The following is a 12,606-nucleotide window of genomic DNA, read 5'->3' on the forward strand; positions in this document are numbered from 1 at the left end:
GCATGGTCTTAATCTCCTCGAAGTTATTACTGATGCTTTAGAAGGTAATGTCTCTGTTTTCCTTTCCTCTATTACTACTAGCTAGGCAGTTACGACTGATTTTCTTTTAGGTAATGCGATCGCAGTTCCCTTTTGCCAAGATGGTGAAATAGCTAACAATGATCGCAGCAGTTCTTGAAATAAGAGGGATGCTGTTCGCGTAGCAATACGGTTCACTTAAGAAGAATCGTAGGTTGGGTTAAGCGCAGCGCAACCCAACAAAGTCTTGAGAATGTTGGGTTTCGTTCCTAAAACGCCACTTGCTACAACGGGGGGAACCCCCCTTCGGGTAACACAATACTAAATCTTAATATAATTTTATGAATACTGAAGTTATCGTTACTAAAACTGAAGTATTTATAAGGAAAACTTAAGCTACTATCAATAAAAATTAAGCTTTTGTTATAAATACTGAATTTGTCGTTATTAACACTCGATCTGCCGTTAAGCTGATAAACCAGGAAAAATAATTAGTTTAGTTAAAAAAGTACAATCTTTTGCGGATTATACTGCTGCGATATATAGTCACTGTAGGGCAAGCTAGCTTTATAAGCTTTTGATAAGAGTAAATTTATGACTCGTAAAAAACTAATATCCCGCATTCTAGAAAAGGCTGAGTTAAGAGCCTCTGGATTGAAGGCGATTGATCCAACCATAGATTTTGGGGATGCTCACAACTTAAAAAACTTCACACAACTAATTGAGCAGTTACGCACCAAAATTGATGAGTATAACAGCGCTCTAGCGATGATTGATTCTTACCGAAGCGAGATTGAAGAGTTAGAAACAAGCTTAGGTAATCTTACTGCGAAAATGTTGATGGGAGTTGCTTTCAAGTACGGTAACGATAGCCTCGAATATGAGATGGCGGGTGGTATTCGCAAAAGCGAGCGCATCCGCAAAAGCAGGATAACCCGTTTGAAAGGTGGCGTAAAGCAAAAATCAAAAAAGAGCGCTCAAACCGCTAAGTAAGTAGTTGGACAGAATTAATTACACAATATCATTACAAGTGTAACGCACTCCTATGAGGAAGCAAGCTAGGCGTAGCGTCTCGTAAAGTTGCAATTCGCTTGCGGTTTAGGACTGCTTTACTTCGTTGGTAATGACTATCAATATTTTTGTGCAGCTACTTATCATTAGGGACTTCCAGTTAAAAAAACATCCCATCTTTGAGGTGCAAGGCCTTACGCCCCTACAAATGTGCAAATAATTTTGGATAATTTATTTTTTGTCAGTCCCTTAGCTCGACTTTATCCAAAATTAAGAACTCAGTTTTCTTTATCCGGTCAAAACCCTGGCTTTTTGGCAAATACTTTTTCCACGTCACAGATTATCGATGAAGTTAAAAAAGTAAAACTACTGTCTCACAAAGGTTTTAGCGATAGTGAGCCTATTGCGAAAAAAATGGATAAAGTCGAGCTTAGAGGATGTTTGAAAAGTTCTCTTCTCGGTATCAAAAGTTTTAGATCCCTCTAAATCCCCCTTAAAAAGGGGGGTTAGGGGGGATCTGGAAGTGCCTAAAGTCACCAGGGAAACACTTTTCAAACAACCTTTTAGAGCAGGAGTTAGGAGTAAAGCCGGAGACGCTCCGCCTTTGGTTAAAAGTCAAAAAGGTTTTTTATCTGGCTTGTAGACCAAAGGACTGTACTTAACTAGCTTGAAATCTGCTGTAATAGATGCGATCGCTATTTGGAAGCAATCCGAAGCGATCACTTACCCCTTTTTCTTCGTTGCCAATCGCAACTTTCTTTTACAAACGTGGCAAAATAACAAAGAGCGGTCGCACAAGTACGGAGAGCCGCTTGCAAGCTGGTGTAAAGGAAACATTGCGTAGTATCATCAATAGTTGAGAATAAGCGATCGCGATCGCTCACTAAGACTTAAAACCACTTTTCTTTTTACCAGTGTGTAGTCACTTACGCCAAACCTCTCAAAGAGTTGCACCTTGTCATCACACATTGCTTAACTTTTAGAACGCCTTGCAAACAAGATATGTTAGATTTATTTATTTCTACTTACTTAATTTTTGTAAAACAAGATACATTAAATGGTAGCTTAGTAGCAAAGGAATCAAGAAGTATGGCCGTTAGTAGCCCTGAAGTCATCCGTCATATATTGATCGGGCTGGGATATTTAGCTCCTGAGATTGATCCTAAGCCTGATATCACAAAATTTGCTCCCTGGAAGAGGAACAATAACTCCTTGACTGATGATCCTACCGAAGAAGCGATTAAAAAGTTTCAGAAACAGTACTCACAAAAACTTGTGGTAAATGGTAACGCTGATTCAGAGACTCGAACTGTAATGGAAGATACAGTCAAAGGTCTTCAGAATAGATTGAAGTTTCACGGTTTTGCAACCAATGCCGAAATTCCTCTAGACAAGCCCTTTTATGGGCCAGCCACTTATACAGCAGTCAAGAAATTTCAGAAATCTCAGGGTTTTACTGAAAATGGCATTGCCACTATTGAACAGCGTCAAATTCTACAGCAACTAACTATAACACATAAGCCCCAGCCACAGCCACAATCACAACTTAAGCTGATAGATTTGTGCTTTCAATTCAAAAAGAATCCTCAAAATCCTTCTTACATCGCAGCCCTAAATAACTTACAACAAAATCTACCCAAAGACGTTTTATACAAAGTTACTAATAAATGGAGGGGGACAAATGATCAAAATCCTGAGATTGTCAAGCTGACGAATTTATTTACTTATTATGATGACAACAATGCAAACCATCGTGATGCACTAAATCACTTACAAAGTCAGATTACCCCAGCTATCTCTCAAGCATTTTTAAGTCTCTGGAATAAGAAGTAAACAAATAAGATATACAGCAGAATTCAGAGATAACTCTGAGTTAAGCGAAAAACCGGAGCAGAGGTTTCCTTTGCTCTAGATTTTTCAATATTTAGCTTCCTTAGATTTATAAGTTTCGAGAGTTAGAATTTAGAATTCAGAAAATTTTAAGTAGTAGCATGGCAAGATTAAAATGGTGTAATAGCTAAAGGCTGGTAGTAGCGCTTTCGCCTCAAAAAACCATAAATCTAATGTACAAATTTAGTCTTACCACATCAGTAGGGTGCGTTACAGCTTTAGCTTAATACCGCTTCACTTTAATAATGATAAGTAAGTGGACAATAAAATCAAACTATGTTGAGCAATTAGATCCCCCCACTCGCCACTCCAGTCGCTCCACTTGAGAAGACCCCAGACGTCTTGATAGCGCAGCGAAGCGCGAGTTTGCGAACGTCTAACTTTTTGGCGCAACGCTGCTTACGTGTGGCATAGTCTCCACTTCTCCCCAAAGGAGAAGCTAACGTCTACCTGCCGTAGGATGCCCGTTCGCCGCAAGGCGTCCCGTTAGGGAAGGGCTGTAAGGAGAAGACCGCGCGCGCCCGCTCCCTGATAAATTGGGCTACTTTGTACACACAAGTCGATCTGGCAATCAAATGGACGCAAAAGAACGGAAATTATTTTTAAAATCCTTGATTTTCTGTTAAAAGTCTATCAATAAACTGACACTATTGATAATCAGTTTGATAAACTCAAAACCTTGCCTACTAATTTATTTTCCTTAAACAGTCGATAATGTAAATAAATGTAAAAAATCCTCAGGCAGGACAGAAGCATCTATGCGTGTAATTTTAATGACCGGCAAAGGCGGCGTGGGCAAAACTTCCGTTGCTGCTGCAACTGGACTCCGTTGTGCAGAATTAGGCTATCGAACATTGGTTTTAAGTACAGATCCCGCTCACTCCCTGGCAGACAGTTTTGACATAGAAATGGGACATGTACCCCGGGAAATTCGCCCAAATCTATGGGGTGCAGAACTGGATGCGCTGCAAGAACTAGAGGGAAATTGGGGTGCTGTGAAACGTTACATTACCCAAGTTTTACAGGCAAGAGGTTTAGACGGCGTACAGGCAGAAGAATTGGCAATTTTACCAGGCATGGATGAGATTTTTGGCTTGGTAAGGATGAAACGCCATTACGATGAAGGTGAGTTTGATGTTTTAATTATCGATTCAGCCCCCACTGGCACAGCACTGCGCTTGCTGAGTTTACCTGAAGTCGGTGGCTGGTATATGCGCCGTTTTTACAAACCATTTCAAAACATCTCCGTAGCACTTCGACCTCTGGTTGAACCTTTTTTTAGACCAATTGCTGGTTTTTCGCTACCAGATAAAGAGGTGATGGATGCACCTTATGAGTTTTATGAACAAATTGAAGCTCTGGAAAAAGTATTAACAGACAATACTCAAACCTCAGTGCGTCTGGTCACTAATCCTGAAAAAATGGTGATTAAAGAGTCTCTTCGGGCCCATGCTTATTTGAGTTTGTATAATGTTGCAACAGATTTAGTAGTGGCTAATCGGATTATTCCAAGTGAAGTCCAAGACCCATTTTTTCAACGTTGGAAGGAAAGTCAGGAACAATATCGCCAGGAGATTCATGATAATTTCCACCCTCTACCTGTGAAAGAAGTTCCACTTTTTTCTGAGGAAATGTGCGGATTGGCTTCATTAGAACGCCTGAAGGAAACCCTTTATAAAGATGAAGATCCGACTCAGGTTTATTATAAAGAAACGACTATGAGAGTCGTACAGGAGCAAAACCAATACAGTTTAGAACTTTACTTACCTGGTATTCCTAAAAACCAAGTTCAACTGAGTAAAAATGGAGACGAATTAAACATTACTATTGGCAACCACCGTCGTAACTTAGTTTTGCCACAAGCCTTAGCAGCACTACAACCAGGAGGGGCAAAGATGGAAGACGATTATCTTAAAATTCGTTTTACTGACAACATAAGAGTTTAATTTTGTTGCTCCGGCAATATTTGACAAAAACTCAAACCTAAAAAGCAAGAATCTTTTCTTATAGCTAGTACAGACGCAATTTTTTTAGCGTCTGTTTTTATGAGTTTTTGGTAAATTTTTCTAAAAGTTAAATAAATATTTGTCTTAGGGATTTGGCAGTAGTTTCACTGAAGACAATTTGATGAAATAAATTTCAAAATGGCTTTAGATTTAATTATTTCAGTTTGCAAATTATTAATTTATTTTGCTATAAGCAATGATCTCCAACCCTGAACAATATTTGCCCTTATGTCGCCATGAAGAAAGTTTACTACGCCGCATTACAAACCGTATCCGACGAAGCTTAGAGTTGAAAGAAATTATCACAGTCACAACGGCAGAGGTGCGATCGCTACTAAAAACTGACCGAGTAATGATTTACAAATTTCATGCCGATGATAGTGGTCAAGTGATTGCTGAGTCAATTTACGAAAATCGGTTGCCGTCGCTATTGGGGCTTAACTTTCCTGCTGATGATATTCCGCCCACCGCCCGTGAACTATTTATTAAATCACGAGTGCGTTCTGTTGTTAATCTTGATACTAAAGAGATTGGTCAAAGTCACTTGCATGATTTGGAAAATGGAGAAACTATATCAGAAGATATCCGTTACCGCCCTGTAGATCCATGTCATGTTGAGTACTTAAGTGCAATGGGGGTCAAATCTTCTGTAGTAGCGCCGATTATTTATCAAGATCAACTTTGGGGGCTGCTAGTGTCTCACCATTCTGAGTCACGCCAGATTTCAGAATATGAACTGGAAGCTGTACAGATGGTAGTAGAGCAACTTTCAGTAGCGATCGCTCAAAGTACCCTGCTTACTCAAGTCCGCAAAACAGCCGAACGAGAAATTATCATTAACCGCATTGCTACTCTGCTGCATTCACTACCCACCATTATATTACAGCCAGCCCTAGAAGCGGCTGTTGCTGCCTTCAATGGTGTTGGTGGCAGACTTTGTATTAGAAATGCAGCTTTTGATTCCCACAATGGCAACCTGACCAGCTTAACAGAATGCCTAATACCGGGAAATAGTTGTATCAAGCTTTATATTTGTGGACAGCAACCTGTGATGCCAGAACAAACTATGTATCCACTCATAGAGCAGTATAGCGTCTGGCAGGAATACTACAAGTCTAGTAACTACGATGTTTGGCCGATTTTAGATATATATCAAACTCCTAGCTTGCGAACTTTGCAAGTTGCTTTTCAACCAACTAAAATTCGCAGCATGTTGATGATCCCACTCCAGTATCGTCAGCAGTTGCTGGGCTATTTAAGTATTTTCCGCGATGAAATCGATACAGAAACCCTGTGGGCGGGGCAGTATGACAGCGATCAAAGGCAACTGTACCCCCGACAATCCTTTCAGGTTTGGCGCGAATCTAAAAAAGCACAAGCTCAAAAATGGACTCTCGAAGAGATTGAACTGGCTAGAGACCTCGGTAAACATTTTGCTTCAGCAGTTCAGCAGTATGAACTATACCAACAAGTGCAAGCCTTCAATGAAAATTTAGAAAAACAAGTTAAAAGACGCACAGTTGAATTACAACGGACAACTGAACAACAACAGGCTGTGTTTAAAGTCATTTCTGAAATTCGGGAATCTCTTGACACAAATACTATTTTTCAAACAACTACTAAAGAGGTTTGTCAATTAATCAAAGCTGATCGCGTTTCTGTTTATCGTTTCGATTCTAATTGGGGTGGTGAATTTGTCGGGGATTTCGAGGCTGCTAGTCCATACTGGTCGAATGACTCCAAACTAGGTATTAATACAGTTTGGAATGATACCTACCTGCAAGACACACAAGGAGGACGTTACCGCAACAATGAAACATTTGCAGCTGATGACATCTATACTATGGGGTTTGCCCAGTGTCATATCGATAATCTAGAACAGTTTCAAATTCACGCTTTTGTGCTTGCTCCGATTTTTGTTGGGCAAAAACTTTGGGGTTTGCTGGCAACTTATCAACACACTGGCCCCCGGCAATGGGAAAAATACGAAGTTAACTTTCTCAGTCAGATTGCTGCCCAAATGGGGGTAGCACTTCAGCAAGCAGAATTACTCACGCAAACAAAACAGCAGACGTTAAGTTTGCGACAAGCGGCAGAACAACAACATATATTGTTTGAAGTTGTTGCCAAAATTCGGGAATCTCTTGATCTAAATACAGTTTTTGCCGCAACTGTGTGTGAAGTTCGTCGCTCTTTGAATGCTGACAGAGTGGTAGTATATCGCTTTGACCCGAATTCCGAACTCGATGAAGGTGAAATTGTTTCAGAGGATCTTTCGCCAGAGTTTACTTCTGCTTTAACATTAAAAATTCAAGACAACTGCTTTAAGAAGAAGTATGATGCCCTCTATCGTCAAGGACGCATCCACGCGATCGCTGATATCCAGAACTCTGATCTGAATGTTTGTTATGTCCAAATGCTGGAGCAACTCCAAGTTAAAGCCAATTTAGTTTTGCCACTGGCTAAAAGTAATGAACTGTGGGGTTTGTTGTGCATTCACCAGTGTTACCAACCGCGTGAATGGCAATCCTCAGAAATCCAGTTCGCTACCCAAGTTGCTGCACAGCTTTCTGTAGCACTGGAACAAGCTGATTTACTTGAACAAACCAAGCATCAAGCTGTTGATTTGCAACAAGCGGCAGAACAACAACAGGTATTGTTTGAAGTTGTTGCGAAAATCCGGGAATCTCTTGACTTAGATATGATTTTTCAAACTACCACTCAAGAAATTTGCAAATCACTGCAAGCGGATCGTGTGGCTGTCTATCGCTTTCATCCAGATTGGAGTGGTGAATATATCGCCGAGTTTGTGGGTGATGGTTGGGTAAAACTTGTAGGTTCTGATCTTAAGACAGTTTGGAAAGATAGCTATTTACAGGAAACTCAAGGTGGACGATATCGCCATAATGAAAGCTATATAGTTGATGATATCTATCAGTCTGGTCACTCGGAGTGTCACATTGCGGCTCTGGAGCAATTACAAGTAAAGGCATATGCGATCGCACCCATATTTATCGGGCAACAGCTATGGGGCTTGCTAGCAGCTTACCAGAACTCTGCACCCCGCCACTGGGAAGCCTCAGAAATTAAGTTTATTACTCAAATTGCTAATCAGCTTGGGGTTGCACTCCAACAAGCCCAATTGCATAATCAGACTAAAGAGCAGACAGAAAAGCTGGCTCTAACTCTGCATGATTTAAAGCAAACTCAAACCCAACTGATCCAAACTGAGAAAATGTCCTCACTAGGTCAATTGGTAGCTGGTATTGCTCACGAAATTAATAACCCGGTGAACTTCATTTATGGCAACATCAACCATGTCAATGATTACACCCAAGATTTACTCAGTATACTAGACCTATATCTGCAAAACTGCCCTGACCCCAACTCTGAGATTCGCGATCGCTCAGAAGAAATAGACTTAGAATTTATCATCGAGGATTTGCCGAAAACTCTATCTTCTATGAAAATTGGGATTGATCGCATCCGTCAAATAGTCTTGGGTTTACGAAATTTCTCCCGCCTTGACCACGCGGAAAAAAAGCCAGTTAATATTCATGAGGGCATTGATAGCACCTTGCTAATTTTGCAGCATCGCTTGAAAGCAAAACCGGAAAGTCCGGCTATTAAATTAGTTAAAGAGTACAGTGACTTGCCCTTAGTAGAGTGCTATGCTGGCCCACTGAATCAGGTATTTATGAATGTTTTAAGCAATGCGATCGATGCCCTAGAAGATTACAGGGAATCTGAATCGAAACTTCATAGCCATCAAATTACTATCCGTACTGCTCTTGGTGAGCTTGAAGGCAATGTCAATAGTGTAGTAATTCGCATTGCAGACAATGGCTCAGGAATACCCGAAGCCATAAAGGCAAGAATCTGCGACCCATTTTTTACTACTAAGCCAGTGGGGAAAGGCACTGGCTTGGGGTTGTCAATTAGTTATCAGATTGTGGTGGATAAACACGGTGGTGTGTTTAAATGTGATTCTCAGCCAGGATTAGGTACAGAATTTTGGATTGAAATTCCGATTATACAAATCACCAAATCGCACAATCAACTCCCGTAGGTTTGGGAGCCAACATAAAATTGGTATAAGTCCGATTAACTTCTAAGTTGCACAGGCATAGCTAAATAGGTCATTTTCAAACCACCCAATGGCGTAAAAATCACTGGAGTCAGGCTTTGATTTAGATGCATTTGAATTTCAGAAGATGGTAACTCTTTCAAGCCTTCCATCAAATATTTAATGTTAAAAGCAATTTCTATATTTTCCCCAGAAATCTGGGCCGGCATTGATTCTCTACCACTTCCCACATCTTGAGCTTCACAAGATAAGGTAATTTCTTGAGCTTCGCTATCAATACTAACCTTAACAATATTATTTTTCTGATCAGCTAATACAGCAATCCGCTCCAAAGTGCTGACAAATTTTCGTCGTTCAATTGTAATTTGTCGCTCAAATTGGCGCGGGATCAGTTGTCGATAGGCAGGATATTGCCCTTCTAATGTGCGACTAGTCAAGCGTTGATTTTGCCATGAAAATACAACTTGACCTTGATCGAAATATAAAGCTACAGGTTCATCTGATGAGGCGCTATGAGCTAGCATTCGTTGGAGTTCGCGTAATGCTCTAGCTGGTACTGTCACTTCTAGTTGATTAGTTCCGCCTAGAGGACGCTCGTTGCTAGTTTCTACCACTGCTAGGCGATGTCCATCGGTAGCTGCAAATTCTAGGGTATCTTGTTTAACTGTTAAATGCACTCCAGTGAGTACTTGCTTGGTTTCATCAGCACTAGTAGCAAACAATGAACCCCGTAATCCCTCAATTAATGCGGTGGTGGTGAGATGGATTACTTCTGTATTTTCAATTACAGGTAGTTCCGGAAATTCTTCAGGCCCCATTGCTCGGACTTGGTAATGTCCACTCTTGGGTGTGAGTGTGACAATTAAACCTTCTCCACCGGATGTTGCACCTATGAGGGCTGATTCATCATCTAGAGTGATTTCGCCTTCTGGAAGACGAGAGGTGATGTCTACAAGTAACTTAGCAGGAAGTGCGATCGCACCTCCTTGCCATACCTCAGCGTTAAAGCTGGTGCGGATTCCCAAGCTGAGATCAAAGGCTGTTAAGCTTACCTGGTTAGTTTGAGCATCCGCTTGTAGCAGCACATTGGCAAGTACAGGATGAGTTGGTCGTGAAGGTACTGCACGACTGACGAGTGAGAGGTTTGTACTAAGATCGCTTTGGGAGCAAACTAATTTCATAAGTCAGATTCCGCTGGTGAAAGATATCCTAACACCGTTATTGTTCATAGGAGAGTAGGGGTAGGCGTGTTGCCTATAATTGCTAGCTACCGGAAACTGCTGACAAGTACGATTGCATTAATCGCGGGTGTATTAAGAGTTCGGTATGGAATACACCAGAAATATATCCCACATTCCGCACCCTCAAGTGTCAGATCAATTCTATGTTTTCAATTATTGGTAAATTGCACCATCAGGCATAATTGCCCCAGCTAAGTTAGTACCAATTAGTTTAACCAAAAGGCGCTCACCAGAGCGAATCCGCGCTCCTGTCAAGTCGGCTCCCCGCAAGTCGGCCCCACTAAGATCCGCTCCAATCAAATTAGCAGCACGTAAGTTCGCCTCCCGCAGATCCGCTAAAAGTAAGTTTGCCCGAAATAAATTTGCTTCAGATAAATTCGCACCTCTGAGGTTGACTTTGTGCATAAAAGTATCACTGAGATTAGCACCACTCAAATTGGCATAACTCAGATTTCTGCCAGATAAGTCTTTATTGCTCAAATTTGCCCGACTGTAGTCTTTGCCACTCAAGTCTGAGCTTTTCTTTGGTGGTTCCTGGGTTGTTTGAAATGGTTTTTGTGGTTCAGGTGGCGGTGAGTTAAGCGTGGTTTGAGGTTTGGTTTTTAGAGAGCGCAACTTTTCACGAGCTTCATTTATAGCTTTCAGCTTGTTCTGTGCTTTCTGCTGTAAACGGAGATTGTCTTTGGGAATGCGATCGGGATGCCAAACAAAGACTAAATCTTTGTAAGCCTGGTTCACTTCGTCAAGTGTTGCCCCAGGCTCTAATTCCAAAATTCTATAGTACTGCTCCAGATCGCTCATACGATATTTTGGTGGACAATCAACTTAATTATGAGTTATGGAGTCGATCTATCCGCTGAATCATTATGTCATTGATTATGGGGCATTGGGGAGCCACTGCCGTTAGCGTAGCGGTAGCGAGTAATCGAGCGTCAAGGGTTTCCCGACTTGTACCCCTACGGGGAAGCAAGCTAGCAAGAGCGTCTCCCTTAAAAGAGGCGACTGGCGTCATAGGGCACAAGAGATAAAGGAGCAAAGGAGCAAAGCAGAAATACTTACTACAACTTCCCCTCTGCAACGCCAGCAACGCCAGCCTCCCCGCTTCCTCATCTCTCCATCTCCCCATTTCTCCATCGAGCGATCGCTCTCAAATATGCTGCAACTGGAATCTGATAGACTTCAATAAAAATCCAAACAATAATTGATAAATGTGATAAGAAAGTTAATATAGTCCAAATATATGGCATCCAGGTAATGGGTTCCTTGAGATTAGCAGGAAAATAATAAGCTACTATGCCAATTAAAGTAGTGGGAAGAATTACAAAAGCTGCTGCTGCTACTCCATAACCCCAACCTAATTCCATACCTTCCAACTGGGCTTCTGTCCAACTAAATCCATTCCAACGCCAAATTAAGGGTGGTTGCCTAGAAGGCATTTTGATTTGCTGTAGTTCTAGATTGACTGTAAAAATCTCTTGGCAAAAGTCACAAGCCATAGCTTCCATTAATGGCATATGAGAAATCTTACCTATCCGACAGACTGGGCAGGGGTAAACTCCATAATAGTCGAAAGATTGGGCTAAGATTTTGGAACTGGGCATAATGAAACTGATGATCCTAAAAAGTTAATCTGGTCAATGAAGACTTGGGTAAGAATAATGTATGGTGATTGTCAATTGTCGGCAATCAGCTTTCGCAAGGTGAGGTTACAAGTTAGGAGAATTATATATTTTAACTTCTCAATCCGTCTAAGCACTAGGACTCACGCTTGTTTATGTGGAACGGTTTTAGCTCGTGAATCATAATGCTGCGGTGAATATTCTTCGTATTGGATTGAGTACCGTAGGGCATACGGAAATTAACATCTCTTAAGTGGATAACGGCAACGATACCCAAGTAAGCCGACTCGCAGAACCAGAAAACTCGCGTCTCTTGAAGTTGGAATCACCGTGGCTTCAGCGGGCGTGAGCATGTCAATAGTCTTGACTCCCACAGTTGTACTGAGTCTATCGCTTTTTTATGGTTTATGGGGGTCTTGACACCGCCGACTCTTTCTGTTAATGTTATTATACATGGCTATAGTTATTTAATTTTCCAGCAAAAGCCGCGCAAATGCTTAACACAAATTCTTATTTTTATTTTTGGTTTAGGGTGGTTCACCGGGAGTGAATCGAGTTTCCCAACGGAAACCGCCCGGTGAACCGCAGAGCGAACTCTGCGGTTTTTGTTTTTTTAAGGAGAATTTCATCATTATGACTTATTTCAGTAGCTGGTTTTATGGCTTTTACTTTTGGCCCAGAATAAGTTCCGGGTAAATAGCGTCATGCCAATGAATCAGAACGCGCCCGGAACT

Annotated in this window: 10 protein-coding genes; 6 read left to right on the plus strand and 4 right to left on the minus strand. The window is 41.3% G+C overall.

Annotated elements, in window-relative coordinates:
* Nucleotides 1–81: 81 nt before the first annotated feature.
* Nucleotides 82–216: a hypothetical protein gene (locus V7K21_RS17000; RefSeq protein ID WP_335176167.1), complete on the minus strand. Its 135-nt coding sequence runs from the start codon at nt 214–216 to the stop codon at nt 82–84.
* 396 nt (nt 217–612) lie between these two features.
* On the opposite strand from V7K21_RS17000, the gene V7K21_RS17005 reads away from it, so the two are divergent.
* The 6 genes from V7K21_RS17005 (at nt 613) to V7K21_RS17030 (ending at nt 8,994) form a co-directional block, all read left to right on the plus strand.
* Nucleotides 613–1,011 carry a hypothetical protein gene (locus V7K21_RS17005; RefSeq protein ID WP_335176169.1) on the plus strand — a complete coding sequence of 133 codons (399 nt, stop codon included), beginning with the start codon at nt 613–615 and terminating at the stop codon, nt 1,009–1,011.
* Nucleotides 1,012–1,251: 240 nt separating this feature from the next.
* Nucleotides 1,252–1,515: a hypothetical protein gene (locus tag V7K21_RS17010; RefSeq protein ID WP_335176171.1), complete on the plus strand. Its 264-nt coding sequence runs from the start codon at nt 1,252–1,254 to the stop codon at nt 1,513–1,515.
* 181 nt (nt 1,516–1,696) lie between these two features.
* The gene (locus V7K21_RS17015) at nt 1,697–1,873 is read left to right on the plus strand and encodes a hypothetical protein (RefSeq protein WP_335176173.1); all 177 of its coding nucleotides are present in this window, start codon (nt 1,697–1,699) and stop codon (nt 1,871–1,873) included.
* 245 nt (nt 1,874–2,118) lie between these two features.
* Nucleotides 2,119–2,862, plus strand: coding sequence for a peptidoglycan-binding domain-containing protein (locus V7K21_RS17020; protein WP_335176175.1), 744 nt, complete (start codon nt 2,119–2,121; stop codon nt 2,860–2,862).
* An 815-nt stretch (nt 2,863–3,677) separates the two neighbouring features.
* Nucleotides 3,678–4,865 (plus strand): TRC40/GET3/ArsA family transport-energizing ATPase, encoded by a 1,188-nt coding sequence (locus V7K21_RS17025; RefSeq protein WP_273769113.1) that lies wholly within the window; start codon nt 3,678–3,680, stop codon nt 4,863–4,865.
* Nucleotides 4,866–5,121: 256 nt separating this feature from the next.
* Complete coding sequence (locus V7K21_RS17030) at nt 5,122–8,994, plus strand: GAF domain-containing protein (RefSeq protein ID WP_335176177.1); 3,873 nt, start codon at nt 5,122–5,124, stop codon at nt 8,992–8,994.
* Between the two features lie 35 nt (nt 8,995–9,029).
* On the opposite strand, the gene dnaN is transcribed toward V7K21_RS17030, so the two are convergent.
* From dnaN to V7K21_RS17045, 3 genes are all read right to left on the minus strand, one after another.
* On the minus strand, nt 9,030–10,193 hold the full coding sequence (gene dnaN, locus V7K21_RS17035) for a DNA polymerase III subunit beta (RefSeq protein ID WP_335176179.1): 1,164 nt from the start codon (nt 10,191–10,193) through the stop codon (nt 9,030–9,032).
* Between the two features lie 213 nt (nt 10,194–10,406).
* Nucleotides 10,407–11,054: a pentapeptide repeat-containing protein gene (locus V7K21_RS17040; RefSeq protein ID WP_335176181.1), complete on the minus strand. Its 648-nt coding sequence runs from the start codon at nt 11,052–11,054 to the stop codon at nt 10,407–10,409.
* A gap of 305 nt (nt 11,055–11,359) precedes the next feature.
* Nucleotides 11,360–11,854, minus strand: coding sequence for a hypothetical protein (locus V7K21_RS17045; protein WP_335176182.1), 495 nt, complete (start codon nt 11,852–11,854; stop codon nt 11,360–11,362).
* Nucleotides 11,855–12,606 lie beyond the last annotated feature (752 nt).

The sequence above is a fragment of the Nostoc sp. genome (assembly GCF_036919595.1).
Taxonomy (GTDB): Bacteria; Cyanobacteriota; Cyanobacteriia; order Cyanobacteriales; family Nostocaceae; genus Nostoc.